The following is a 25968-nucleotide window of genomic DNA, read 5'->3' on the forward strand; positions in this document are numbered from 1 at the left end:
TGCTTTTTTAGCTAGGGAGCAGCCGCCTCCGCGCGGCTGTGTGTTGAAACTTGTATACTCTGCACTGGTCGAACGACGTCCCAGTGCAGCCGCCTCCGCGCGGCTGTGTGTTGAAACAGGCGTTCCAACAACCAACCGGTGGTCACCTTGTGCAGCCGCCTCCGCGCGGCTGTGTGTTGAAACCTTTATCTGTCGTTAGACTATACACTTTGGCGTGGGCAGCCGCCTCCGCGCGGCTGTGTGTTGAAACCACCTTGCGCATCGCTTTAATGGCTTTCCACAAGTGCAGCCGCCTCCGCGCGGCTGTGTGTTGAAACTGCATCGGGTCGGTAAAATAGATAATCGACCCCGCGCAGCCGCCTCCGCGCGGCTGTGTGTTGAAACGTCGAAGGCACACGAGAGATGACCGCGAACAAGTGCAGCCGCCTCCGCGCGGCTGTGTGTTGAAACTACGCCGAAGGTGATGGCTCAGCGCTGATTATTGAGCAGCCGCCTCCGCGCGGCTGTGTGTTGAAACGTCTATTGTAGCCATTAAAACCTCAATCTAAAAAGGGCAGCCGCCTCCGCGCGGCTGTGTGTTGAAACAGCAAAGCCAGGATCTATTTATTCAAAATTTATGACCGCAGCCGCCTCCGCGCGGCTGTGTGTTGAAACTTTACAAATTCTAATTTCCCAATAGCAGCATATTGGCAGCCGCCTCCGCGCGGCTGTGTGTTGAAACATCGCAAAGTTGTTGAAGCCTTCAATAATTTCAAGGCAGCCGCCTCCGCGCGGCTGTGTGTTGAAACCGGATACCAAATAAAATAATAAAAATAAAATGCGCAGCCGCCTCCGCGCGGCTGTGTGTTGAAACTGGTTCTGTGGTTAGGGTTGATGGGAATCCTAGGCAGCCGCCTCCGCGCGGCTGTGTGTTGAAACTCCACCTGCTGATAATGGAGGTTTTGACACTTCAAGCAGCCGCCTCCGCGCGGCTGTGTGTTGAAACCTATCGTAAGCCAGTCAATATGAAAATTCATTTTGCAGCCGCCTCCGCGCGGCTGTGTGTTGAAACCCTTTACCATCACCGGAAGATGAAGAACCATTGCGCAGCCGCCTCCGCGCGGCTGTGTGTTGAAACTTTACCTAATTTATCAATGATATAGCCTGTTATTGGCAGCCGCCTCCGCGCGGCTGTGTGTTGAAACGATATTTTGAGTAACTATGCCGTCACTTGTCGTTGCAGCCGCCTCCGCGCGGCTGTGTGTTGAAACGGATTATGTTACAATTCGTAGCGCGGTAAAATCGCAGCCGCCTCCGCGCGGCTGTGTGTTGAAACACTATCCCCATCTTTTACTATATTAGGATTTTGGCAGCCGCCTCCGCGCGGCTGTGTGTTGAAACTCGATGAAATTTAAAGACTTGAGCGAAGCTGAAGCAGCCGCCTCCGCGCGGCTGTGTGTTGAAACAAGATCGCCCAAGCGATCCGGTATGGACTTACACAGCAGCCGCCTCCGCGCGGCTGTGTGTTGAAACAGAATCGGCGAATTGTGCGGCAGAATATTTGTGCTGCAGCCGCCTCCGCGCGGCTGTGTGTTGAAACTGCAATTAAGCTGTCTGATAATGATAGTTTTGATGCAGCCGCCTCCGCGCGGCTGTGTGTTGAAACCGCTCGTTGCGCGGATAAAAGTGCGGCCTGTTTTTGGCAGCCGCCTCCGCGCGGCTGTGTGTTGAAACCATTTAGTGCTGAGTGTTCTCAACTTGCCACTCGGCAGCCGCCTCCGCGCGGCTGTGTGTTGAAACCATATAATCCAAGCTAACATACCGCTGAAAATCAGGCAGCCGCCTCCGCGCGGCTGTGTGTTGAAACAATAAGGAGGCTTGACATGAGCAAAATCATCGAAGCAGCCGCCTCCGCGCGGCTGTGTGTTGAAACAGCAGGGAAGAAATCACGCTTAGCCCACGTTCCGCAGCCGCCTCCGCGCGGCTGTGTGTTGAAACGGCGTAAGTGTCAAATTTAGAATCACTTGTCATGAGCAGCCGCCTCCGCGCGGCTGTGTGTTGAAACATATAAAATAACGGAGGCACAACAATGACATTTAAGCAGCCGCCTCCGCGCGGCTGTGTGTTGAAACTGGCCCCCTTTGATTGAATTGCATTAAGTAGCTCCAAGCAGCCGCCTCCGCGCGGCTGTGTGTTGAAACTAAACAAAAATAGGAGAAACATAATGAATCAAGAAGCAGCCGCCTCCGCGCGGCTGTGTGTTGAAACTGGCCCCCTTTGATTGAATTGCATTAAGTAGCTCCAAGCAGCCGCCTCCGCGCGGCTGTGTGTTGAAACAAGTATTGAAATTATGCCGAACTTTCGCAATAGCGGGCAGCCGCCTCCGCGCGGCTGTGTGTTGAAACGTTCGTCTCGCGGTCTGAACCCGGTGCGGTCAACGCAGCCGCCTCCGCGCGGCTGTGTGTTGAAACTCATCAATAAGACGTTGTGCATCTGAGAACAAGGGGCAGCCGCCTCCGCGCGGCTGTGTGTTGAAACGCGCCGTGCTCAATCTTGGCAGTGCAGACAAAGCAGCCGCCTCCGCGCGGCTGTGTGTTGAAACGGGTGTAACAGAACGCCCCGAACTTCTTCGAGCGGCAGCCGCCTTCGGGTGGCTGTGTGTTGAAACGCCAAAGGTGACCGTGGCAAGGCACATGAAATCGCGCAGCCGCCTTCGGGTGGCTGTGTGTTGAAACCAGTATTTAAGTTAAGGTGTTTAAATTTTATAAACCAGCCGTCTCCGCGCGGCTGTGTGTTGAAACAGGGTACCACACCACCCCGCCGTGCCAGCCTTTATGCAGCCGCCTTCGAGCGGCTGTGTGTTGAAACTCAAAGTAGATCACAAAGGTGGTGAGCATACCGCGCAGCCGCCTCCGCGCGGCTGTGAGTTGAAACTAACGCTTATATATCAATAAGATCAAGTAAGATCGCAGCCACCTTTGGGTGAGTATATATTTTGTCTTTACGAAAAATAAGTGATGTATAAGTTTCAAGCTTTTCTGCAAAAACGTCTGGAAAATCCACCGCACTTTTCTTTCATAAAAATAAAAAGCTGAACCTCTTTCGAGATTCAGCTTTTCTTTTTGGGTTAGATCATTTTAACCGCTCTTTTTATTTATCTACGCTGAAATATTGTTACATTTTCGGAATTTCAACGCCTGAAGAGAGCAGGTCTTGAATATCCGATTTCAGTACATCAGCTTTTGGCCCATAAATGGCTTGAATGCCAGTGCCTTTGACGATAAAACCCATTGCGCCTGCTTGTTTCCAAGCCGCTGCATCGCCCACTAATTCAGGATTATGCACAGTGATACGTAAACGGGTCATACAAGCATCTACCTCGGCAATATTGTTTCGTCCGCCAAGAAGATTGATGATTTGTACCACTTGCGCACTGGCATTAGCGACTTTTTTCTCCTCAGTTGGGGCTTCGTCAGAGCCTTTTGCATCGTAGTTGCCGTTGCGACCGGCGGTGGCTAGGTTGAGTTTCTTAATCATGAAATTCGCAATTAAGAAGGCAGCGACCGCAAACACACCGGATACCCAAATGAAGTTGATGAGATCCATGCCGATGCCCGCTTTAATCGCCATTGGTGTACGGGTTAAAAACTCAATGTTACCGAATGAGTGAACGCGTAAGTTCACAATATCCGCCATGGCAAATGCGCAACCTTGGATAGCCGCATAAACAAGGTAAAGCGGTAGTGCAACGAACATAAACATATATTCGATCGGTTCTGTTACGCCGGTTAAGAACACGGCAAGGGCAGAAGAAAGGAAAATCCCTTTGTAGATGGTTTTCTTATCCGTATCAACGTTCACGTACATGGCGAGCGTAATTCCCATTAGAATACCGCTTGAACCGATCATTTGACCCACTTTAAAGCGCGCCGGTGTCACTGTTGAGAGGAGCTCGTTATATTGCGTCATATTGCCCGCGTCTTTCAGGTTGATTAAATCACTGATCCAAGCGAGCCATAACGGGTCTTGTCCGAATACTTGTTTGCCTTGTTGCATACCGGTTAAGAATTCATAGGTACCGCCCAATGAGGTGTAGTTCATCGGAATGGTGAGCATATGGTGTAAACCGAAAGGCAGTAAAAGACGTTCTAATGTGCCGTAAACAAAAGGCGCAAGGATAGGCGCGGAGTCTTGTGAGTTGGCAATCCATTCACCGAAATGGTTAATTCCGGTTTGCACTACCGGCCAGAACACCGCTAAGATTAACGCCACTAAAACGGAACGATAGATCACCACGAATGGTACAAAGCGTTTACCGTTAAAGAAGGTAAGCACTTCAGGCAGTTTGCGGAAATTGTAGTAGCTATTAAAGGTGGTTGCTCCTACAAAACCGGCGATGATCCCTACGAATACACCCATATTTAATGCAGGTTGTCCGAGGATATTCACAAAGTAGTTTGCCACCGGAATGTCGCCTGCCAAGATGGTGCTGACGTGGGCATTCGGATCGGTCAACATTTCAATTTTTACGCCGAAGAAGTGACCGGTAATTAAGTTGATTAAAATAAAGGCAAGACCTGCGGCAAACGCACCGCCCGCACGCTCATTTGCCCAACTGCCACCAATGGCTAAAGCAAATAACAAATGCAGATTGCCGATAATGCCCCAACCGATTTGCGCAATGATATTACCCACGCGCGCCAGCCATTCGGCATCGCTAATTAACGGTAACGAGTTACCGATACTTACCATCAAACCTGCGGCAGGCATCACGGCAATTACCACCATTAAGCATTTGCCGAATTTTTGCCAAAATTCAAAACTGAGCAATTTTTTCATGTATGTTCTCCTACAATGTAAGCTCGACTTCCAAACCGAAATGGTCGGAAACTACCGGTTTATTTTTGCCATTAAAAACCACCTGACTCGATAAAACCCTTTTTGCTTGATTTAAAAAAATATAGTCTAATCGTTTTTCTTCGCTGTGGCCTTTCCAGCCATCAATCGCTTTTTCAACAGTAATCCCGCTATCTTTCTGTTCCGCCATCTCAAAAGTATCAAGTAAACCGAGAGATTTAATTTTCTGATAAGCGTTTGGATCGCTGATTGCATCCGTGTTGAAATCACCCATCAAAATTTTAAGGTTTCGGCTTTGGCTACGCTCCACGATATTGCGAATGTTGTCCAGTTGATTTTCACCCGCGCAATTCGGCAAGTTGATATGGCAGGAATAACAATCTACAAGTTGGCCTTGATATTCCACGGTTAAGCCAAGAATTTTGCGCGAGAGGATAGAATCGAGGCGCTGATGTTGGCTGCAATAAAAAGCATCCACTTCATAAACCGGCAAGCGGGTTAAAAAGGCGATGCCTTCGTCATATTTATCGTAGCCAATATGCGAATTGCTCCAAAACAGCGAATATTTTTGCGTCGCCCGTTGATTGATTTTATTCAGCAACACAACGCCATAGTTATCCTGCTTTAATGCTTGTGAAATCGCGGGCGCTGACATTAATTGGTTCACCTCTTGTAGGGCAACGATGTCGTAGCCCTTTTCAACAATGGTGTCGGCAATAATGTCGATTTTTTCCGCTTGGTTATCTTCTAACCAAGCGTGTACGTTGAGGGTGAGTAGTTTCATATGTTCCCCTTAATCCTCACAATGCCAAATATCGGTGTTATATTGTGCAATGGTGCGATCCGATGAGAAGAAACCGGCTTTGGCGATGTTATGAATCACTTTTTCGTTCCAGCTATCTTGATCTTCATAATCCGCCAGAATCTGTTCTTTCGCCGTGACATAAGCATCAAAGTCAATTAAGGTCATAAACCAGTCTTTATTGAGCAATTCATCATGCAGACGTTTTAAACGCTTTTTATTGCCTAGTTTCACCAGCGTAGAATCAAGGATAAAATCGACCGCTCTTTTAATGTGTTTATCCTTTTTATAGTAATCTTTTGAAACATAACCAGCAGTTTCATACAGTTTAATAATGCTTTCCGAATCTTTACCGAAGGTGTAAATGTTTTTCGCGCCGGCTAATTCGGCAATTTCCACGTTCGCGCCGTCCATTGTGCCCAAAGTTAATGCGCCATTCAGCATAAATTTCATATTGCCTGTTCCGGAAGCTTCTTTTGAGGCAAGGGAAATTTGCTCTGAAATATCTGTCGCCGGAATCAATTTTTCCGCCACGCTGACATTATAGTTTTCCACCAAATGCACGTTTAAATAGTGATTCACATCCGGATCGTTATTGATTAACTCAGACAAGCAAAGAATTAAATGAATAATATCTTGTGCAATCACATAAGCCGGTGCGGCTTTCCCACCAAAAATCACGGTAATTTTACGTTTCGGCAGTTTGCCCGCTTTGATTTCAAGGTATTTATGAATCACATAAAGCGCATTCATTTGTTGGCGTTTATATTCGTGGAAACGCTTAATTTGCGTATCGATAATGGAATTCTCGTCCAACTCAATGCCTTTATTTTCTTTGAGATAGGTTTTCAGTGCCAATTTATTCCGGAATTTAATTTCAGCTAATTTTTGATGCACTTTTTTATCATCTTTAAAGGCAAGCAGTTTTTCCAGTTGCGTTGCATCATGTAAGTAACCATCGCCGATAAGTTGTTTAATATAAGCGGCTAGCTCTTGGTTGGAAAACTCTAACCAACGACGGAAGGTGATTCCGTTAGTTTTATTATTAAACTTCTCGGGATAAATTTCATAAAACGCTTTGAGTTCGGAATTTTTCAAAATCTCCGTGTGTAATGCCGCCACACCGTTCACGGAGTTTGAAAAATGAATATCCATATGCGCCATATAGACGCGTTTTTGCTTATCAATAATTTGTACATCAGGATTCGGATATTCCTTATGTACTAATTTATTCAGTTTTTTGATGATCTTAACTAAATGTGGAACCACTTCTTCTAAATAAGCTAAAGGCCATTTTTCTAAGGCTTCGGCAAGAATCGTATGGTTCGTGTAGCCTACCATATTGCGCACGATTTCTACCGCTTCTGCAAATTTAATACGATGTTTTTCCGTTAATAAGCGAATCAATTCCGGAATCACCATGGATGGGTGAGTGTCATTAATTTGTACATAGGCATAATCGGCTAAATCATGTAAATTACTGCCTCGTTCAATGGCTTCATCAATTAATAACTGCGCCGCATTGGAGACCATAAAATATTGCTGATAAATACGTAATAATTCACCGTTTTTATCGGAGTCATCCGGGTAAAGGAATAAGGTCAGATTTTCTTTGATTTTTGTTTTATCAAAGGTAATGCCTTTTTTAATCAATTTATGATTAATGGATTCAATATCAAATAAGTTGAGATGGTTTTTGGTGTCTTTTTTGTAACCTAGAATATCAATGCGATCTAATTTAGAGGTTAAGGTGAAATCTTTAAATGGCACCTCATAACGGATATCTGTAGGAATTAACCAAGACTCTTTTTCAATCCAGTTATTTGGTTCGGCATGTTGCTCATTGTTTTTAAAGACTTGTTTAAACAAACCGCAATGATAATTTAAGCCTACGCCTTCCGCATTTAGCCCGAGTGTGGACATGGAATCAATAAAACAGGACGCTAAACGACCTAATCCGCCGTTCCCTAAAGACGGTTCCGGTTCAATATCTTCAATATGGCTTAGTGATTTACCTGCCTGCGCCAATTCATCTTTGATTTCTTGATATACGCCAAGATTGATTAAATTGTTAGACAGCAATTTGCCAATCAAAAACTCCGCAGAAATGTAGTAAACCTTACGTTTAGCCGTATTTTTTTCTTTATTCGCAGCAAGGGTTTTAACATAGTTTAATAACTGTACGTAAATTGCGTGATCACTTAGCTTTTTAAGTTTTTTGTTTGTTGTTTGTTGTACAAATTCACTAAATTTAATCATTATTTTTTTCTTATTTGCACGTCCATATAACGTGGTTATTTGGCTTAAAAAATCTTTTTTGGCTTTTGTTAAATCGCTTTCTTGCATTCTCCATTCCCAGTTTCCACCTATAGTAGAAGGAAGATTCATTCTTGAGTTGGCCGGCAAATCTAAAATATCTTGCATGGTGGCAATAACCGTATTACTTACGGTAGCAAATAATTGGCGAATCATTGCCTGACAGATAGATTCATCGGCAGCGCGATGGGTATAAGCGTTGATATATTGTTGTTGTTTTGTGGATAAATCCGCATACCAGCCATTAATCACATCATTATCGTGTGTGCCGGTATAGGCAATGCAATGCGGAATGCAATAATGTGGGCTATCCAGGCTTTCACCACTCACATCTTCAAAACCGAATTGCAAAATTTTCATGCCGGGATAACCGCAATCAACCAGTAATTTCTTCGCTTTTTCATCAATATTGCCGAGATCTTCAGCGATAATCGGCAAATCGCCTAGCTGTGCTTTTACTGCTTTGAACAAATCATATCCCGGGCCGGGTTGCCAGCTACCATATTTGGCAATATCTGCTTTACCATCCACTTGCCAATAATCGGAGAAACCTTTGAAATGATCGATACGAAGTACGTCGTAAATTTTAAAGCTTTCTTCAATGCGATGAATCCACCAGGCATAGCCTTGTTTTTTATGTTCAGGCCAGTCATAAAGCGGATTGCCCCAAAGTTGTCCGGTGGCGCTGAATTGATCGGCGGGAACACCGGCAACAAAGAGCGGCTTACATTCTTTATCTAATTGAAAGAGTTCCGGCATTGTCCATACTTCAACACTGTCCGCGGCCACATAAATCGGCATATCGCCAATAATTTTAATCCCTCTTTGATTAGCGTAATTTTTCAATGCCAACCATTGTTGGAAAAAGAAATATTGCGTTACTTTGAAATACTGAATTTGCTCTTTCAGCATCGTACGATATTTTGCAAGTGTCTTTGGCTTGCGGGCAACAACCAGTTTATCTTCCCATTCTTGTAGGGCCTTATTGCCGAAATGCTCTTTGATTGCCATAAATTCCGCATAGTCTTCCAACCAAGTGCGGTTGTTTTTTTCAAAGTTTTTGAAGTCTGCTTGGCGTTTTTTATCGGCAAGGAAATGTTTGACGGCGATTTCTAAGATCGGGCGACGCGCATAAAAAATGCGTTCGTAATCCACTTTTGTCGGATCATCGCCAAAATTAACCGAAGCATAATCCGTTTCTTGCAATAAACCCATTTGGGTGAGTAAAGCAAAATCAATTAAATGTGTGTTACCTGCAATAGCAGAGAAGGATTGATAAGGGGAATCACCGTAGCTGGTGGTGGTTAATGGAAGGATTTGCCAATAGCTTTGTTTTGTTTCAACTAAAAAATCCACAAAATCATAAGCGGATTGCCCAAAGCTACCAATTCCAAATGCATTGGGTAATGAGGTGATGTGCATTAAAACACCGCTTGACCGAGTAAGCATAATTTTTCCCTTCAGAAGTAAAAGTTGGAGAGATTTTAATCTAAATTTTATTTTACGCAATAGCTTTTACGTAAAAGTTTAAACATTAACGTAAAAGTGTGATTTTGATCACAAAAACTATACGTATAAGGAGAAAGGTTTGTGTTATTCTATTGAATATTTGAATTGAGGGAATAAAAGTCAAAAATGGAGTGGAAAAGTGAGTAAATACAAAGCGGTTTATAATGATATAAAAAGAAAAATAACCGATGGAATTTTACCTCCTAAGCAAGAATTACCCAGTGAAAGTGAGCTTATGCAAGAATATGGTTTTTCTAAAGATACTATTCGCAAAGCTCTTTCTCTGCTTGAAATGGACGGTTACATTCAGAAACAACAGGGGCGAACTTCTATTGTTCTTGAACATAATTTATCAACGCCTCAACAGCTTTCTGAAATCAAAACCGTTGGTGAGCTGAATCGTCCTTTAACCCATCAAGTGAAAACAACCTTAACCAGTTTGTATATTGTACAAGGGGAAGAAGAATTAATGCGGATCTTTAACGTAAATGATCAGATTGATTTTTACCGTATAGGTCGTGTTCGTGAAATTGATGGGGAAGCGGTGGAATACGAAGTCTCTTACTTTGATCGTCGTATTGTTCCTTTTATTAATCGTGAGATTGCGGAACACTCCATTTATCACTATTTAGAAAGTGAACTAGGCCTAAAAATTAGTTATTCACAGCGTGAAATTGTGTTTCGTTATGCCAATGAAGAAGAAAAAAGCACCATGGACCTCGGTGAGTATAATATGGTTGTGAACGTTACCAGTACCACTTATTTAGCCGACGGACGTCTATTTCAGTACGGTAGCATTAGTTATCGTCCTGATAAAATTACCTTTGCTTCCACTGCGAAGCGACATGTTTAAAAAAAGAGAGAGCATTTCTGTGTTTTGTTGAATAAAACACGTCTAAAAACGACCGCACTTTTCTTTTCCGTAAAACAAAAAAGCTGAACCTCTCTTTGAGATTCAGCTTTTCTTTTACCTGTGAACGACTATCTGTGAATTAAGCTAATTCCGCACGTAATTTCTTCGTGACATCCACCATCACTTTTAATGCGGCGATGGTTTCCGGCCAGCCGCGGGTTTTTAGGCCGCAGTCCGGGTTTACCCATAAGCGTTCTTTTGGTACTACTTGCAACGCTTTGCGAAGAAGATGTTCAATTTCTTCTGCGGTCGGCACACGTGGGCTGTGGATGTCGTACACGCCCGGGCCGATGTCGTTCGGGTATTTGAAATCACCGAATGCGGTAAGTAATTCCATGTCGGAACGGGAGGTTTCGATGGTGATCACATCGGCATCCAGGGCGGCAATAGCCGGTAGAATGTCGTTAAATTCGGAATAACACATGTGTGTGTGAATTTGCGTGTCATCTTTACAACCCATTGAACTTAAACGGAAAGCTTCGCCTGCCCATTGTAAATACGCATCCCAATCGGCACGTTTAAGCGGTAAACCTTCGCGGATGGCCGGTTCGTCAATTTGGATGACTTTGATCCCCGCTTTTTCTAAGTCCAATACTTCATCAGAAAGTGCCACCGCAATTTGTTTACACACCGTGGAACGTGGAATGTCGTTACGCACGAAAGACCATTGTAAAATGGTTACCGGGCCGGTTAACATGCCTTTCATCACTTTGTTGGTGAGGCTTTGGGCATATTGCGACCAACGCACGGTCATTGGTTCCGGACGGGTCACGTCGCCGTAAATAACCGGTGGTTTGACGCAGCGGGAACCGTAACTTTGTACCCAACCGAATTTGGTAAACGCAAACCCATCGAGCAATTCGCCGAAGTATTCCACCATGTCGTTACGCTCCGCTTCGCCGTGTACTAACACGTCTAAATCCAATTTTTCTTGCTCACGCACCACGAATTCAATTTCTTTTTTCATTGCCGCTTCGTAATCTGCCAAACTGAGATCGCCTTTTTTGAAGGCAGCACGGGCATGACGAATTTCCGTGGTTTGCGGGAAGGAACCAATATTGGTGGTTGGCAGCAACGGTAGATTTAACCACGCATTTTGTAACTTAATCCGTTCCGCAAATGGCGATTTACGTTGATCGGCATTTTTCGGCAGGTTTGCCAAACGTTCCGCCACACAAGTGCGGTGGATTTCACGAGAGTTTTTACGCGCGTCAGCTGCCGCTTGCGATGCCGCTAATTCTGCTTGCACTGCTGCACGCCCTTGCTCAAGTGCGGTTTTAATGACGCGTAATTCTTGAATTTTTTGTAAGGTGAACGCCAACCATTGATAAAGCTCCGGCTTGTTGGCTTGCAGCTGGGTTTCCACTGCCAAATCATAAGGCGTATGGAGTAGGGAACAGCTTGGCGCAATCCATAAACGCTCACCTAATTTCGCTTTTAATGGTTCAACCACATCTAACACTTGGTTTAAGTTCGCACGCCAGATATTACGTCCATCAATCACGCCTACGGAAAGGATTTTGTCGTAATCGGCAAAGGCGGAAAGTTGTTCCGGTGCACGTACCAAATCAATGTGAAGACCGGCTACCGGTAAGGCTTTTAATAAATCGGCATGTTCTGCCACGGAACCGAAATAAGTGGCAAGTAAGAGTTTGGCGTTTACTTGTGCCGCAAAAGTGGCGTAAACCGCTTTATAAGCGGCAACCCATTCTGCCGGTAAATCAAGGGTTAAGGCAGGTTCATCAATTTGAATGTATTCCACGCCTTCAGCGGTTAACGCGTTTAAGATGTCCACATAAATCGGCACGAGTTTGTTTAACAAATCGAAACGATTAAATGCGGCACCTTTTTCTTTCCCTAACCAAAGGAAGGTTAATGGGCCAACAATAGTTGGTTTTACATTGTGCCCAAGGGCCTTGGTTTCACGGATTTGTTGCACATAGTGCGCCGGGTTGGCTTTAAATTGGGTGTCCTTGTGGAATTCAGGTACAAGATAGTGATAGTTGGTGTCGAACCATTTGGTCATTTCAATGGCGAATTGTGTTTTGTTGCCACGCGCCAACTGGAAATATTGATCCAAGGTTAAGTTTTGGCTGTCGAAACCAAAGCGCGCAGGAATGGCGCCTGTTGCCACTTGCAAATCTAAAATGTGATCGTAGAAGGTGAAGTCCGCAACGGCCACGAAATCCGCATTCGCATTGGCTTGATGTTGCCAGTTAATTTCACGCAATTTTTTTGCTATGTCTAATAAATCGGCTTCGGCGATTTCACCGCGCCAGTAACGTTCTTGGGCAAATTTGAGTTCACGCTTGGCACCTACACGCGGGAAGCCTGCTAAATGAAATGTTGTCATCATAATTCCTTGTTTTGTGTTAAATGATTTAGACGGCTAAACATCTGTACGTGTGTAGAATGAAGGAATTAGGATTATTATGCAAATTAATAATTTTCCAAATTTGTATGAATAATTTTAATATTTTGATTTTGACGTAATAGCACAGAACGTAAAAACATTTTGATTTTCGACCGCACTTTTATTTCGTAGAACATTAAAGCGCAGTCGGTTTTGGTGTATGATACGGCTTCATTATTTTTCTTATTAATATGAATCTTTCTCATGAAACCAATCTTTCTCGAACTTCGACATCTCAAAACCTTACTCGCTTTAAAAGAAACGGGCAGTGTTTCTTTGGCTGCAAAGCGGGTTTATCTCACCCAGTCAGCCTTGTCTCACCAAATTAAATTATTAGAAGATCAATACGGCTTGCCGTTATTTGAACGTAAAACCCAACCCTTGCATTTTACTGCCGCAGGGGAGCGCTTGATTCAGCTTGCCAATGATATTTTGCCTAAAGTGATTGAGGCGGAGCGTGATTTGGCGCGGGTGAAACAAGGGGAAGCAGGGGAGTTGCGCATTGCGGTGGAATGCCACACTTGCTTCGATTGGCTCATGCCCGCCATGGATTTATTCCGTCAGCATTGGCCGTTGGTGGAGTTAGATATTGTGTCCGGTTTCCACACCGATGCCGTTGGGTTGCTGTTAAGCCATCGTGCCGATTGGGCGGTGGTGCAAGAAGTGGAAGAGACTCAGGGTATTGTGTATAAGCCGTTGTTTTCCTATGAAATGGTGGGATTGTGTGCGAAAGATCATCCGCTGGCGGTGAAAGATGTTTGGCAGGCGGAAGATTTTATTGATCAAACTTTGATTACTTATCCTGTACCGGATGATATGTTGGATTTGTTGCGTAAGGTATTACACCCGAAAGGCGTTAATCCGACCCGCCGAACCAGTGAGCTCACCATTGCCATTATTCAGTTGGTGGCCAGTAAGCGTGGCGTGGCAGCATTGCCGTTTTGGGCGGCGAAGCCTTATTTGGATCGTGGCTACATCGTGGCGCGTAAAATCACCGAACAGGGGTTACACAGTAATCTTTATGCCGCAACGCGAGAGTTGGATTCGCAAATTGCTTTCGTGGATGATTTCTATGAAACCGTGAAAGCTCAAAGTTTTTCTACCTTGCCCGAATTATCCATATTAGAAGAGATCTAGTTGTATGTCTGACGTAAAGACAAATTCCCACCCCATTTGGGCGGCGGCGAAAGCCGCCTTGCCCTATAGTGCGCCGATGCTCGCCGGCTTTTTGTTCCTTGGCGTGGCTTACGGCATTTACATGAAAGCGCTTGGTTTTAGTTTTTGGTACCCCGTGCTGATGGCGTTGTTAATTTATGGCGGCTCGGTGGAATTTATCATTGCCGGCGCATTAAGTTTGGCATTTGCGCCGTTAAATGCGTTGTTGATTACCTTGATGGTGAGTGGACGGCAGCTTTTTTACAGTATTTCTATGTTGGAAAAATATGGAAAGTCATTAGGCAAAAAACGCCCGTATCTCATTGCCACCCTGGTGGATGAATCTTTTTCTTTGAATTACATGGCAAAGGTTCCGTCGCATATTGATCGTGGCTGGTATATGTTTTTTGTCTCGTTTTATTTGCATATGTACTGGATGATCGGCGCAGGCCTCGGCAACCTGTTCGGTAATATTATTCCCTTTGATTTGAAGGGCATTGAATTTGCTATGACGGCGTTATTTTTAGTGATTTTTGCCGAAAACTGGGCTCAGGAAAAATCTCATGAAAGCTCTTTGTTGGGTTTGGCGATTGCCGCGATTTCCCTCATCGTTTTCGGACGTGAATATTTCTTATTGCCAACGTTAATCGGCATTTGGACAGTGTTGACTTTCCGTCGTCCGAAATTGTCCTCAAGATTGGAGAGGATAGAAGAATGACATTAACCGAACAAATCATCACCATTGGCATTGCCGTATTAGGTGTGCAATTTACCCGTTGGTTGCCGTTTTGGATTTTCCCTGCTAACCGCCCGATTCCGGAATATATCCGTTATTTAGGTAAAGTCTTACCTGCGGCGATGTTTGGTATGTTAGTGGTGTATTGTTACAAAAACGTGGATGTGTTTAGCGGCTTTCATGGCGTTCCCGAATTTCTTTCCGGTGTGATCGTCGTTGCATTACATTTATGGAAGCGCAATATGTTCTTGTCCATCGCTGCCGGCACTATGTTATATATGTTCTTAGTTCAACAGGTGTTTGTGTAAAAAAACACGCTGAAATATGACCGCACTTTGAACGGTGTTTTCGGCTTTTGGCACATTTTAAAGAAAAAGCCTTTTTGCTATAATTCGGCGCTGAATTATTGAACTAACATTTTTGAGGTGTGTGTGACAGCATTTCAATTTCTGACCTTTCGTGCAATGTTTCCTTATGAAAAACGAAAATTAAAATTATTGCGTGAATGGTTGCGTTATCAAGCTAGGCGCCTGATTTTTACCAAACAATGCCATGCGTTTGTAGCGTTTATGAACGATAACCCGCAGTGGCAAGCCGTTTTTAGACATCATCCTTATCGGGTGAATACGTTGTTAAGTCAGTATTGCGATAAGCGTTTTAATTCAACACAACGTTTACAGGCTATTCAAACGAATTTTGCAGTGGCAGAAGCGAAGTTTGGCAAAACCTTATGTGAAACGTTGATTGCTCAACAGCCGATATTGTTATCACAGTTGACGGAAACGTTGGCATTGCAATTACGTTTAAATGATATTGATCCTTATGAAGGATTTTTTGCGGTTGGATTAACCGACAGTGATCAGCGTACGATTTATTCCGCCAGTTTTACATTTTTGTCAGACAATCGACTATTGGTGGCGTCCATTCAGGGGCCAAAGGGCGAAGAGGCGCAGGAACTGGTTCGAGTGGCAACAAAATTATTACACGGTGTGCGACCGATGTTTATGTTGGTCAATGCCTTTAAATTATTAGCCACACGGTTGAATTGTCGTTTAGAAGGCATTCCGCATAAAAATCAGGCGAAATACCGTTGGAATGATTCAGCAAAGTTATTGTTTAATTATGATGAATTTTGGCAGGAAAATGAGGGGAAGTTGACTGAAAATTATTGGCAAATTCCGACTGCACTTGAGCGTCGTCCGTTGGAGGATATTCAGAGTAAAAAGCGGTCTATGTACCGTAAACGCTATGAGATGTTTGACAAGATGACAGCCGATATTCAATCCCTTTTTACAGAGAATACCCATGAATAAAATTATTACGGTGGACGGACCAAGCGGCGCCGGTAAAGGTACGTTATGTTATGCCTTGGCAGAAAAACTAGGCTTTGCATTGTTGGATTCAGGGGCGATTTATCGCGTGACCGCATTGGCAGCGTTAAAACGCAATGCAGATTTAACCAATGAAACGGAATTGGCGGAGCTTGCCCGTCATTTAGATATTCAATTTGTACCACAAGACGGTGAAGTGAATGTGTTATTAGGCGGTATGGATGTAAGCCGTTTGATTCGTACACAAGAGGTTGCGGATGCTGCATCCAAAGTAGCGGTTTTCCCGCAAGTTCGTGCCGCATTGTTGCAACTTCAGCAGGATTTTGCGAAAAATGATGGTTTAATCGCCGATGGCCGAGACATGGGAACGGTGGTGTTTCCTGACGCGCAAGTAAAACTATTTTTAGACGCCAGCGCGGAAGAGCGTGCAAAAAGACGGTATAACCAGTTGCAAAATAAAGGGATTAGTGGTAACTTTGCACAGATTTTAGCCGAGATAAAAGAGCGTGATTTGCGCGATAGAAATCGTGCCGTTGCTCCTTTAAAACCTGCTGAAGATGCGTTTTTGCTTGATAGTACATCGTTAACTATTGATGAAGTTATTGAGCAGGCGCTGACTTATATTCAACAGCGTCTTGATATTAAGGTTTAAAATTTTACGGTTTATTCACGGATGAATGAACACTATCATCAGCCCCACTTTTTATGGATTAGAAGTGGACGTTATTTATTTAAAATTGAAGATTAATTATGACAGAATCTTTTGCTCAACTCTTTGAAGAGTCATTGAAAGGCCTTGAAACCCGTCAAGGCGCAGTCGTTAAAGGTACCATCGTTGCTATCCAAAAAGGCTTCGTTCTTGTAGATACCGGTTCTAAATCCGAATCTGCAATTCCTGCCGAAGAATTTTTTAATGCACAAGGTGAATTAGAAGTTCAAGTTGGTGACGTTGTTGACGTAGTGCTTAAAGCGGTGGATGACGGTTTTGGTGAAACTGTTGCTTCTCGCGCGGATGCTAAACGCAACGAAGCTTGGATTGTATTAGAGAAAGCCTACGATGAACAAGCGACTGTGCTTGGTTTAGTGAACGGTAAAGTGAAAGGCGGCTTCACAGTTGAGTTAAGCGGTGTTCGCGCATTCTTACCGGGTTCATTAGTTGATACCCGTCCGGTTCGTGATGCTGATCACTTATTAGGCAAAGAATTAGAATTCAAAGTAATCAAACTTGATCAAAAACGCAATAACGTTGTTGTTTCCCGCCGTGCAGTAATTGAATCTGAAAGCAGCCAAGATCGTGAAGAAGTATTAGCGAACTTGTCTGAAGGTGCAGAAGTTAAAGGTACCGTTAAGAACTTAACCGACTACGGTGCATTCGTTGATTTAGGCGGTGTTGACGGTTTATTACACATTACCGACATGGCTTGGAAACGTGTTAAACACCCAAGCGAAATCGTGAACGTTGGTGATGAAATCACTGTTAAAGTATTGAAGTTTGACAAAGATCGTACCCGTGTATCTTTAGGCTTAAAACAATTAGGCCAAGATCCTTGGGCTGCAATCGCTGAAAACCACCCTGTAAACAGCAAATTAACCGGTAAAGTGACTAACTTAACCGACTATGGTTGTTTCGTTGAAATTTTAGACGGTGTTGAAGGTTTAGTTCACGTTTCTGAAATGGATTGGACTAACAAAAATATCCACCCATCTAAAGTTGTAAGCCTTGGTGATGTAGTTGAAGTTATGGTATTGGAAATCGATGAAGAACGTCGTCGCATTTCTTTAGGTTTAAAACAATGCAAACCAAATCCATGGACTCAATTTGCTGAAACTCACAACAAAGGTGATAAAGTTGTTGGTAAGATCAAATCTATCACCGACTTCGGAATCTTTATCGGTTTAGAAGGTGGCATTGACGGTTTAGTCCACTTATCTGACATTTCTTGGAACGTTCAAGGCGAAGAAGCTGTTCGTAACTACAAGAAAGGTGACGAAGTTGCTGCCGTTGTGTTACAAGTTGATGCAGTGAAAGAACGTATTTCTTTAGGTATTAAACAACTTGAAGAAGATCCGTTTAATAACTTCGTAGCAATCAACAAAAAAGGCGCGGTATTAAACGCTAAAGTTGTTGAAGCTGATGCAAAAGGCGCTAAAGTTGAATTAGATGGCGGTGTTGAAGGTTATATCCGCGCAGCCGATTTAACTAACGAAGTTGCTGCAGGCGATGTTGTTGAAGCGAAATACACCGGTGTGGATCGTAAAGCACGTATCGTTCACTTATCTGTTCGTGCGAAAGATCAAGCTGAAGAAGCAGCTGCTGTGGCAAACGTGAATAAGCAAGAAGAAGTTGCTATTCCAAATGCAATGGCCGAAGCTTTCAAAGCAGCTAAAGGTGAATAATTCACTTTATTAATAAAACCGGCATAGCAATATGCCGGTTCATAAAGAGTTAGGAGAATAGTATGACAAAGTCAGAGCTTATCGAACTTTTAGTGCAAAAAAATAGCAACATTCCCGTTAAATATGTTGAAGAAGCGGTAAAAGCAATTTTAGAACAAATGTCATATGTATTAGAAAGTGGCGAACGTATTGAAGTACGCGGATTTGGTAGTTTTTCTTTACATTGTCGTCAACCTCGCATAGGGCGTAATCCTAAAACCGGTGAACAAGTTAAATTAGAGGCAAAATGCGTGCCGTACTTTAAGGCAGGCAAAGAGCTAAGAGAACGTGTTGACGTTTACGCATAATTTATTTAACTAACTTTTCATAACGGCACTTTTAAGTGTCGTTTTTTGTGCTCATTTTTGGCATAATGGGCAACAACTTTATTTCAAGGAGAAACCAAATGATTAAATATATTTTTGGATTAATCATCGTCTTGGCTATCATTTTAGTTGCTGTTACCGTGGGGGCGAACAACGATCAGGTAATTACCTTCAATTACATCTTTGCACAAAGCCAATTCCAACTTTCTACCTTAGTTGCTATTTTATTCGGTTTGGGTCTCATCCTCGGTTGGTTTATCACCGGTTTTTTCTACCTCAAATTAAAACTTAAAAATATCGCATTAAATCGTCAAATCAAACGCCAAACCCAACAAATTAACGAGTTAACGACTAGCAGAGATAAGGTTTCTCAATAATGCTTGAATTACTCTTCCTTCTTTTGCCGATTGCTGCCGCGTATGGTTGGTATATGGGGCATCGTAGTGCAAAAAAAGATCAGGAAGATGTCAGTAATAAACTCTCCCGAGATTATGTTACCGGAGTTAATTTCCTTTTAGCTAATCAAACCGAGAAAGCCGTCGATTTATTTTTGGATATGTTGCAAAAGCAAGAAAATGAAAATGAAATTGACAGTAATTCACAGTTTGAAGCAGAGTTAACTTTAGGTAATTTATTTCGTTCTCGAGGCGAAGTGGATCGCGCATTGCGTATTCATCAAGCTTTGGATAACAGTCCTAATTATACATTCGAACAGAAATTACTGGCTAAGCAACAGTTAGCCCGAGATTTTATGGCCGTTGGTTTTTTTGACCGGGCCGAACATCTTTATATTTTAATGGTGGATGAACCGGAATTTGCTGAGGGAGCGTTACAACAGCTTGCGGTAATTTATCAAAAAACGAAAGAATGGAAAAAGGCCATTAATGTCGCTGAAAAATTAGCGAAAATTTCACCGAATAGTAATCGAATTGAATTGGCTCACTATTATTGTGAATATGTGCAAAATCTGCCTGATGAAAGCAAAGAAGATCCAAAACAAATTTTGTTACAAGCCCTCAAGGTTTCACCGAATTGCGTTCGGGCGTCAATGATGTTAGCGGATTTATATATTAAACAGAAAGAGTACAAAAGTGCGGTAGATATTTTAGAAAATATTTTAACGCAAAATGCCACTTATATCGGCGAAGTATTACACAGTTTAAAATTCTGCTATCAACAACTAAACCAATTGGATAATTTTGAATTATTTTTAATTAAGGCAAGCCGCGAAAATAATAACAGTGCGGTAGCTTTAATGTTAGCGGATTTAATTGAAGAAAAGGATGGTCGTGCTGCCGCACAGCTTCAGCTTTATCAACAACTACAGCAGAACCCGGCGACACTAATTTTTCATCGTTTTATTCAATATCAAATTAATGACGCAGAGAAAGGCAGAGGAAAAGACAGTTTGATTCTGTTACATAAAATGGTGGGTGAGCGGATTAAGCAAACTTTTGGTTATCGTTGTAGGAATTGCGGTTATCAAACTCACAAATTAATTTGGTGTTGCCCTTCTTGTCGCCAATGGGAAACGATCAAACCGGTTAGCTCAATTGAACATAATTAGGTGCTAGCCAGCTTTATTTATAAGGAGAAAACTATGACGAATAAAGTCATTATTGCATTAGATTATGAAAAAGAAACCGATGCCTTGGCATTGGTTGATCAGCTTGATCCGCAAACCTGTCGTTTAAAAGTGGGAAAAGAAATGTTTACTACCCTTGGCACGAGCTTTGTGAAACAGCTACATAGTCGTCATTTTGATGTTTTCCTTGATTTAAAATTCCATGACATCCCAAACACGGTAGCAAGAGCAGTACGTTCTGCTGCCGATTTAGGGGTATGGATGGTAGACTTACACGCGAGTGGCGGTTTACGCATGATGGAAGAAGCTAAAAAAATTCTTGAACCTTATGGCAAAGAGGCGCCATTGCTTATTGGAGTGACTGTGTTAACCAGTATGGAAGATTTGGACTTATTGCAAATTGGCATTAATTCGTCCCCGATGGAGCATGTTATTCGCTTGGCGAATTTAACTCAACGTGCGGGGTTAGATGGCGTGGTATGTTCTCCGCAAGAAGTAGAAATTTTACGTAATAACTGTGGACCCGATTTTAAATTAGTCACACCGGGTATTCGCCCGATTGGGACGGATTTTGGTGACCAACGTCGTGTCATGACGCCGGCGGCTGCTATTCGTTCCGGAGCAGACTATCTTGTGATTGGTCGCCCGATTACACAAGCCGAAAACCCGGTTGAGGTTTTAAATTCTATTAATGCGTCTATTGCTTAAATCATCATGACAAGTCATTTAGTTTATTCGACAGAGGTGGGACGCATTAAGTCCGAGAAACCTCAAGAGCAAGTACCGCAAGGCGATGGCATTGTACGTATTCAGGTGCAAAAAAGCGGACGAAAAGGCAATGGCGTTAGTATCATCACAGGCTTGGGGCTTGCCGAAACCGAATTAAAATTACTTGCGGCAGAGTTAAAAAAACGTTGTGGTTGCGGAGGGGCGGTAAAAAATCATACTATTGAAATTCAGGGTGAGAAACGTGATTTACTGAAACAGCTACTGGAACAAAAAGGCTATAAAGTGAAATTAGCCGGTGGTTAAAATAAAAAAAGTGGGTACTAAACCCACTTTTTTATTTCTAGTGAAAATATCCCAGTAAAATTGTTGCAATAAGTGAAATCAGGGCAAGAAAGAAAAATAATGGCTTAGATGACGGATTTTTCTTACTAAAATATTTTGCTGAGAACATAATATAACCTACTAATAAAAGGATTTTGATGATAATCCAAATTGGTAAACCGTAGTTGAACATGACCAACATAATCACACCGCTTAAGATTAAGAGTGTATCCACTAAGTGCGGTAAGATTTTCAAGAGTTTTATGCTACGCCAGTCTTTTTGGCTTAATTGCATACTTCCACGAACAAGCAATAATCCTAAACTTAAGAATGCGCAAAGGATATGCGTATAAGTTAGATAAATTCCCATTTTTCACTCCAACATTAAAGGCAGTAGTAAAACACTACTGCCTTGAAATAGAAATAACTTAATATCGTTATTCTTCGGTATTTTCAACCGCACTTTCCTGTTCGCTTTCGTCATCATCTACATCACAGATGCGCTCTAGGCTGACAACATGTTCATCTTCGCTAGTGCGGATGAGGCGAACCCCTTGTGTGTTACGTCCCACAATGCTGACTTCGCTGACGCGTGTACGAACAAGGGTTCCTGCATCGGTAATCAACATGATTTGGTCAGTATCGATCACTTGTGTCGCGGCAACGACTTTGCCATTACGCTCACTCACCTTAATGGAAATCACACCTTTAGTGTTACGTGATTTGGTTGGATATTCTTCCAATTTGGTTCGTTTCCCATAACCATTTTGCGTTGCCGTGAGGATTTCTCCATTATTTTTCGGCACCACCAAAGAGACAACTTTGTCGATATTCAAATCTAATGTTTCTTCCGCATTGTCATCAGAAACATCTTCAATTTCTACCGCACTTTCGTCGTCACTTAGATCATTGGTGAGAGCCAATTTTATCCCGCGAACACCGGTAGCTAAACGCCCCATTGCGCGTACGGCGGTTTCACTGAAACGAACTACACGGCCTTGAGAGGAGAATAACATGATTTCGTTGCTACCATCGGTAATATCCACACCGATCAACTCATCTTCATCACGCAGATTCAAGGCGATGATCCCGCTGGAACGCGGACGGCTGAATTCGGTTAAGGCGATTTTTTTCACCACACCGCCGGCGGTTGCCATGATGACGAATTTATCTTCTTCATATGCGGTTACCGGTAAGATCGCCGTAATTCGTTCATTTTCCCCTAACGGTAAAATATTGACGATTGGACGACCGCGTGAACCACGGCTGGCTTGTGGAAGTTGATACACTTTCAGCCAATATAAGCGTCCACGACTGGAGAAACAGAGAATCGTGTCGTGAGTGTTCGCAACTAATAGTTTTTCGATGAAATCTTCTTCTTTCATCTTCGTTGCCGATTTACCTTTGCCACCGCGACGTTGTGCTTCGTAATCGGTAATCGGTTGATATTTCACATAACCTTCGTGGGAAAGAGTAACAACTACGTCTTCCTGTGCGATTAAATCTTCCAAATTAATATCACCGGAAGCGGCCGTAATTTCCGTTCTGCGTGGGTCATTAAATTGTTCGCGGATTTGTTCCAATTCTTCTCGAATAACTTCCATTAAGCGTTCCGGGCTACGCAAAATGCGAAGCAATTCGCCAATGGCTTCCAACAATTTTTTGTATTCATCAAGAATCTCGTCGTGGCCTAAGTTGGTTAATTTTTGTAGACGAAGATCTAAAATGGCTTGAGCTTGAACTTCGGTTAAATAATACAAACCATCACGAATGCCGTATTGTTCATCCAAATCTTCCGGACGAGCCGCATCCACACCTGCCGCGGCCAACATATCGGCAACATGGCCAAGTTGCCATGGACGGGCAATTAATTCGCGTTTGGCTGTTTCCGGGTTTGGTGCTTGGCGGATAAGCTCAATAATCGGATCGACGTTTGCCAAGGCAATGGCCAAGCCTTCCAAAATATGCGTACGTTCACGCGCTTTGCGCAATTCAAAAATAGTACGGCGTGTCACCACTTCACGACGGTGTAAAACAAAGGCTTCGATTAATTGTTTTAAATTTAATAATTTAGGTTGGCCATGATCTAAGGCCACAATGTTGATGCCGAAAGTCACTTGCATTTGGGTGAGCGCATAAAGGTTATTTAAGACCACTTCACCTACGGCATCACGTTTGATTTCGATAACGATACGCATACCGTCTTTGTCTGATTCATCACGCAGACCGCTGATGCCTTCGATTTTTTTCTCTTTGACGAACTCGGCGATTTTTTCTATTAATTTGGCTTTGTTAACTTGGTAAGGAATTTCGTTAACAATAATGGTTTCACGGCCTTTTTCATCGGTTTCGATTTCGGCTTTTGCACGCACATAAATTTTACCGCGACCAGTTTTATAGGCTTCTTCAATGCCTTTACGGCCGTTAATTAGGGCTGCTGTTGGGAAATCCGGACCGGGAATGTGACTCATTAATTCATCAATAGTGATATCGTTATTTTCAATATAAGCCAAGCATCCGTCTAATACTTCACCTAAATTATGTGGCGGAATATTGGTTGCCATCCCCACTGCAATACCGGAAGAGCCGTTAACCAGTAAGGCAGGGACTTTAGTCGGTAACACCTCAGGAATTTGTTCGGAACCATCGTAGTTCGGCACGAAATTCACGGTTTCTTTGTCTAAATCTGCCAATAATTCATGGGCGATTTTGGTCATACGGGCTTCCGTATAACGCATTGCCGCCGGCGCATCACCATCCACCGAACCGAAGTTACCTTGACCGTCTACCAACATATAACGAAGTGAGAAAGGTTGCGCCATACGCACCAAAGTGTCATATACTGCGCTGTCGCCATGCGGATGGTATTTACCGATAACATCACCCACAATACGGGCAGATTTACGATAAGGTTTGTTGTAGGCATTGCCGCCTTCATGCATAGCGAATAATACGCGACGGTGTACCGGCTTTAAACCGTCACGCACATCAGGTAACGCACGCCCCACAATAACAGACATGGCGTAATCAAGGTATGAAGATTTTAATTCTTCTTCAATACTCACCGGCGTAATATCTTGGACTAAATCAGTCATTTAGAACTTCCTAATCATTAAATTTAATGGTGAAAAAATTGGCGTGATTATAGCACGAAAGGGCTTTTCTCCCTAAGAAAAATTGCGAAAATCTTGCATCGGATTACATAAAAGTGCGGTCATTTTTTAGGATATTTTTAGTGTTTTTGCTACACTAGGCACATTATGTAAAAAGTGGAGCATAATCATGAATGTTGATCAGCAAGAAATTGATAAATTTGAAAAAATGGCAATAAGTTGGTGGGATCCAAACGGTGATTTCAAGCCTATCCATCAGCTAAACCCGCTACGTTTAAACTACATTTTGCAACAAGCCGACGGGTTGACCGGCAAGCGTGTTTTGGATGTCGGGTGCGGAGGCGGTATTCTTGCAGAATCAATGGCAAAACAAGGCGCTTTCGTTACCGGTATTGATATGTCTTCAGCGCCTTTGGCTGTGGCTAAAACGCATGCCGAAGAACAGGGGCTGAAGATTGACTATCAACAAATCACCATTGAACAGTTATGTGAAAATATTTTGCAAAAACAGACCGCACTTTTAGAAGAAAATGAGTCGGCAGAATTTGGCTTTGATGTGATTACCTGTATGGAAATGTTAGAGCATGTGCCGGATCCCGCATCAATTATTGAAAATTGCGCTAGGCTATTAAAACCCAATGGCGTCTTATTTTTTTCTACCATTAATCGAACATTAAAAGCTTGGGCGTTGGTCGTGTTGGGCGCTGAGTATGTGCTGAAAATGTTGCCGAAAGGCACTCATGATTATGATAAGTTTATTCAGCCGGCCGAATTATTGGCTTGGACGGATAAGGCAGGATTAGAATGCATTGAAATGGTGGGGTATCACTATAATCCGCTAAGCGGAAATTTTTGGTTAAATAACGATGTGAGTGCCAATTATATGGCAGCTTTTCGCTTAACGACGTTTGATTTAATAAAGTAAAGCGCGGTCTGATTTTGACGTGTTTTTAAAAACGAAAAGGTGGTTCTGAAACCACCTTTTTAGATTATTTTTTATTGTTTTCGCTACAGTGATTAATGTCGCTGCATTTGCCGTAAAGGTACAGGCTATGGCTGGAAAGCTCAATGCCGTGTTGTTTACTGATTTCTTTTTGGCGATTTTCAATTAATTCATCATTAAATTCAAACACTTTGCCACAATCGGTACAAATAATGTGATCATGGTGTTGTGTTGGGGCTAATTCAAAAACCGATTTGTTACCTTCAAAATTATGACGAATTAAGATTTTCGCTTCATCAAACTGATTTAATACGCGGTACACAGTGGCTAAACCGATATCTTCACCATTTTCCAAAAGCATTTTATAGACATCTTCGGCAGAAAAGTGCTGATCGTGATGTTTTTGCATTAAGGCTAAAATGGTTAAACGCGGTTCTGTGATTTTCAATCCCACTTTTTTTAATAGTTTAATGTTTTCTTCAGACATAACAGCTCCTTTTTTGC

21 protein-coding genes and 1 CRISPR repeat array are annotated in these 25968 nt (G+C 42.9%); of the genes, 13 read left to right on the forward strand and 8 right to left on the reverse strand.

Features of this window, described 5'->3' with window-relative positions; genetic code table 11:
* The first annotated feature begins 18 nt into the window (after nucleotides 1-18).
* A CRISPR array of direct repeats spans nucleotides 19-2913; the repeat unit is 32 nt; unit sequence GCAGCCGCCTCCGCGCGGCTGTGTGTTGAAAC.
* A gap of 240 nt (nucleotides 2914-3153) precedes the next feature.
* From DK428_RS08020 to malQ, 3 genes are read right to left on the reverse strand one after another with little or no spacing between them, the layout of a single operon-like run.
* Entirely contained in the window at nucleotides 3154-4818 is a 1665-nt protein-coding gene (locus DK428_RS08020; protein ID WP_109063571.1) for a PTS transporter subunit IIBC, read from the reverse strand.
* A gap of 10 nt (nucleotides 4819-4828) precedes the next feature.
* On the reverse strand, nucleotides 4829-5620 hold the full coding sequence (locus DK428_RS08025) for an endonuclease/exonuclease/phosphatase family protein (protein ID WP_012771286.1): 792 nt from the start codon (nucleotides 5618-5620) through the stop codon (nucleotides 4829-4831).
* 9 nt (nucleotides 5621-5629) lie between these two features.
* The gene (gene malQ, locus DK428_RS08030) at nucleotides 5630-9403 is read right to left on the reverse strand and encodes a 4-alpha-glucanotransferase (RefSeq protein WP_109063572.1); all 3774 of its coding nucleotides are present in this window, start codon (nucleotides 9401-9403) and stop codon (nucleotides 5630-5632) included.
* 199 nt (nucleotides 9404-9602) lie between these two features.
* Between malQ and DK428_RS08035 the strand changes: the two genes are divergently transcribed.
* Nucleotides 9603-10316: a UTRA domain-containing protein gene (locus DK428_RS08035; RefSeq protein ID WP_005702625.1), complete on the forward strand. Its 714-nt coding sequence runs from the start codon at nucleotides 9603-9605 to the stop codon at nucleotides 10314-10316.
* A 139-nt stretch (nucleotides 10317-10455) separates the two neighbouring features.
* Here DK428_RS08035 and metE read toward each other — a convergent pair whose 3' ends face one another.
* Both metE and DK428_RS08045 read right to left on the reverse strand, forming a co-directional pair.
* A complete protein-coding gene (gene metE / locus DK428_RS08040; protein ID WP_109083093.1) occupies nucleotides 10456-12729 on the reverse strand; it encodes a 5-methyltetrahydropteroyltriglutamate--homocysteine S-methyltransferase in 2274 nt (757 codons plus the stop codon).
* An 86-nt stretch (nucleotides 12730-12815) separates the two neighbouring features.
* Nucleotides 12816-12995 carry a transcriptional regulator gene (locus tag DK428_RS08045; protein WP_109063574.1) on the reverse strand — a complete coding sequence of 60 codons (180 nt, stop codon included), beginning with the start codon at nucleotides 12993-12995 and terminating at the stop codon, nucleotides 12816-12818.
* Here DK428_RS08045 and DK428_RS08050 point away from each other — a divergent pair.
* The 11 genes from DK428_RS08050 (at nucleotide 12994) to yciH (ending at nucleotide 21390) form a co-directional block, all read left to right on the forward strand.
* The gene (locus DK428_RS08050) at nucleotides 12994-13926 is read left to right on the forward strand and encodes a LysR family transcriptional regulator (protein ID WP_109063575.1); all 933 of its coding nucleotides are present in this window, start codon (nucleotides 12994-12996) and stop codon (nucleotides 13924-13926) included. The genes DK428_RS08045 and DK428_RS08050 overlap by 2 nt on opposite strands.
* 4 nt (nucleotides 13927-13930) lie before the next feature.
* A complete protein-coding gene (locus tag DK428_RS08055) occupies nucleotides 13931-14662 on the forward strand; it encodes an AzlC family ABC transporter permease (RefSeq protein WP_050332750.1) in 732 nt (243 codons plus the stop codon).
* On the forward strand, nucleotides 14659-14988 hold the full coding sequence (locus DK428_RS08060) for a branched-chain amino acid transporter permease (RefSeq protein WP_109059360.1): 330 nt from the start codon (nucleotides 14659-14661) through the stop codon (nucleotides 14986-14988). Before DK428_RS08055 ends, DK428_RS08060 begins: the two co-directional genes overlap by 4 nt.
* 156 nt (nucleotides 14989-15144) lie before the next feature.
* Nucleotides 15145-15993, forward strand: a complete 849-nt coding sequence (locus tag DK428_RS08065) for a VirK/YbjX family protein (RefSeq protein WP_109063682.1) — start codon at nucleotides 15145-15147, stop codon at nucleotides 15991-15993.
* Nucleotides 15986-16663: a (d)CMP kinase gene (gene cmk, locus DK428_RS08070; RefSeq protein ID WP_109063576.1), complete on the forward strand. Its 678-nt coding sequence runs from the start codon at nucleotides 15986-15988 to the stop codon at nucleotides 16661-16663. Before DK428_RS08065 ends, cmk begins: the two co-directional genes overlap by 8 nt.
* A gap of 98 nt (nucleotides 16664-16761) precedes the next feature.
* The gene (gene rpsA / locus DK428_RS08075; protein WP_109063577.1) at nucleotides 16762-18408 is read left to right on the forward strand and encodes a 30S ribosomal protein S1; all 1647 of its coding nucleotides are present in this window, start codon (nucleotides 16762-16764) and stop codon (nucleotides 18406-18408) included.
* Nucleotides 18409-18470: 62 nt separating this feature from the next.
* A complete protein-coding gene (locus DK428_RS08080; protein WP_109063578.1) occupies nucleotides 18471-18755 on the forward strand; it encodes an integration host factor subunit beta in 285 nt (94 codons plus the stop codon).
* A gap of 98 nt (nucleotides 18756-18853) precedes the next feature.
* Nucleotides 18854-19150, forward strand: a complete 297-nt coding sequence (locus tag DK428_RS08085) for a LapA family protein (protein ID WP_109063579.1) — start codon at nucleotides 18854-18856, stop codon at nucleotides 19148-19150.
* Nucleotides 19150-20340, forward strand: a complete 1191-nt coding sequence (gene lapB, locus DK428_RS08090; protein ID WP_109063580.1) for a lipopolysaccharide assembly protein LapB — start codon at nucleotides 19150-19152, stop codon at nucleotides 20338-20340. Before DK428_RS08085 ends, lapB begins: the two co-directional genes overlap by 1 nt.
* A gap of 33 nt (nucleotides 20341-20373) precedes the next feature.
* Complete coding sequence (pyrF, locus tag DK428_RS08095) at nucleotides 20374-21066, forward strand: orotidine-5'-phosphate decarboxylase (RefSeq protein WP_050693416.1); 693 nt, start codon at nucleotides 20374-20376, stop codon at nucleotides 21064-21066.
* Nucleotides 21067-21072: 6 nt separating this feature from the next.
* Nucleotides 21073-21390, forward strand: a complete 318-nt coding sequence (yciH, locus tag DK428_RS08100; RefSeq protein WP_083016800.1) for a stress response translation initiation inhibitor YciH — start codon at nucleotides 21073-21075, stop codon at nucleotides 21388-21390.
* 37 nt (nucleotides 21391-21427) lie between these two features.
* On the opposite strand, the gene DK428_RS08105 is transcribed toward yciH, so the two are convergent.
* Together DK428_RS08105 and gyrA are read right to left on the reverse strand one after the other, a co-directional pair.
* Nucleotides 21428-21778, reverse strand: coding sequence for a SirB2 family protein (locus DK428_RS08105; protein ID WP_109063581.1), 351 nt, complete (start codon nucleotides 21776-21778; stop codon nucleotides 21428-21430).
* Nucleotides 21779-21845: 67 nt separating this feature from the next.
* A complete protein-coding gene (gene gyrA / locus DK428_RS08110; RefSeq protein WP_109063582.1) occupies nucleotides 21846-24503 on the reverse strand; it encodes a DNA topoisomerase (ATP-hydrolyzing) subunit A in 2658 nt (885 codons plus the stop codon).
* Between the two features lie 184 nt (nucleotides 24504-24687).
* On the opposite strand from gyrA, the gene ubiG reads away from it, so the two are divergent.
* Nucleotides 24688-25446 carry a bifunctional 2-polyprenyl-6-hydroxyphenol methylase/3-demethylubiquinol 3-O-methyltransferase UbiG gene (gene ubiG / locus DK428_RS08115; protein ID WP_109063583.1) on the forward strand — a complete coding sequence of 253 codons (759 nt, stop codon included), beginning with the start codon at nucleotides 24688-24690 and terminating at the stop codon, nucleotides 25444-25446.
* A 64-nt stretch (nucleotides 25447-25510) separates the two neighbouring features.
* Here ubiG and fur read toward each other — a convergent pair whose 3' ends face one another.
* Nucleotides 25511-25951, reverse strand: coding sequence for a ferric iron uptake transcriptional regulator (fur, locus tag DK428_RS08120; protein WP_005702645.1), 441 nt, complete (start codon nucleotides 25949-25951; stop codon nucleotides 25511-25513).
* Between the last annotated feature and the right edge of the window lie 17 nt (nucleotides 25952-25968).

Source organism: Aggregatibacter kilianii (genome assembly GCF_003130255.1).
Classification (GTDB): Bacteria; Pseudomonadota; Gammaproteobacteria; order Enterobacterales; family Pasteurellaceae; genus Aggregatibacter; species Aggregatibacter kilianii.

What these genes read in the sequence shown, in the direction of transcription:
- DK428_RS08020 (WP_109063571.1), bottom strand. Translation starts at nt 4,818, where the DNA reads ATGAAAAAATTGCTCAGTTTTGAATTTTGGCAAAAATTCGGCAAATGC.
- DK428_RS08025 (WP_012771286.1), bottom strand. Translation starts at nt 5,620, where the DNA reads ATGAAACTACTCACCCTCAACGTACACGCTTGGTTAGAAGATAACCAA.
- malQ (WP_109063572.1), bottom strand. Translation starts at nt 9,403, where the DNA reads ATGCTTACTCGGTCAAGCGGTGTTTTAATGCACATCACCTCATTACCC.
- metE (WP_109083093.1), bottom strand. Translation starts at nt 12,729, where the DNA reads ATGACAACATTTCATTTAGCAGGCTTCCCGCGTGTAGGTGCCAAGCGT.
- DK428_RS08050 (WP_109063575.1), top strand. Translation starts at nt 12,994, where the DNA reads ATGAAACCAATCTTTCTCGAACTTCGACATCTCAAAACCTTACTCGCT.
- DK428_RS08045 (WP_109063574.1), bottom strand. Translation starts at nt 12,995, where the DNA reads ATGAGAAAGATTCATATTAATAAGAAAAATAATGAAGCCGTATCATAC.
- DK428_RS08055 (WP_050332750.1), top strand. Translation starts at nt 13,931, where the DNA reads ATGTCTGACGTAAAGACAAATTCCCACCCCATTTGGGCGGCGGCGAAA.
- DK428_RS08060 (WP_109059360.1), top strand. Translation starts at nt 14,659, where the DNA reads ATGACATTAACCGAACAAATCATCACCATTGGCATTGCCGTATTAGGT.
- DK428_RS08065 (WP_109063682.1), top strand. Translation starts at nt 15,145, where the DNA reads ATGTTTCCTTATGAAAAACGAAAATTAAAATTATTGCGTGAATGGTTG.
- cmk (WP_109063576.1), top strand. Translation starts at nt 15,986, where the DNA reads ATGAATAAAATTATTACGGTGGACGGACCAAGCGGCGCCGGTAAAGGT.
- rpsA (WP_109063577.1), top strand. Translation starts at nt 16,762, where the DNA reads ATGACAGAATCTTTTGCTCAACTCTTTGAAGAGTCATTGAAAGGCCTT.
- DK428_RS08080 (WP_109063578.1), top strand. Translation starts at nt 18,471, where the DNA reads ATGACAAAGTCAGAGCTTATCGAACTTTTAGTGCAAAAAAATAGCAAC.
- DK428_RS08085 (WP_109063579.1), top strand. Translation starts at nt 18,854, where the DNA reads ATGATTAAATATATTTTTGGATTAATCATCGTCTTGGCTATCATTTTA.
- lapB (WP_109063580.1), top strand. Translation starts at nt 19,150, where the DNA reads ATGCTTGAATTACTCTTCCTTCTTTTGCCGATTGCTGCCGCGTATGGT.
- pyrF (WP_050693416.1), top strand. Translation starts at nt 20,374, where the DNA reads ATGACGAATAAAGTCATTATTGCATTAGATTATGAAAAAGAAACCGAT.
- yciH (WP_083016800.1), top strand. Translation starts at nt 21,073, where the DNA reads ATGACAAGTCATTTAGTTTATTCGACAGAGGTGGGACGCATTAAGTCC.
- DK428_RS08105 (WP_109063581.1), bottom strand. Translation starts at nt 21,778, where the DNA reads ATGGGAATTTATCTAACTTATACGCATATCCTTTGCGCATTCTTAAGT.
- gyrA (WP_109063582.1), bottom strand. Translation starts at nt 24,503, where the DNA reads ATGACTGATTTAGTCCAAGATATTACGCCGGTGAGTATTGAAGAAGAA.
- fur (WP_005702645.1), bottom strand. Translation starts at nt 25,951, where the DNA reads ATGTCTGAAGAAAACATTAAACTATTAAAAAAAGTGGGATTGAAAATC.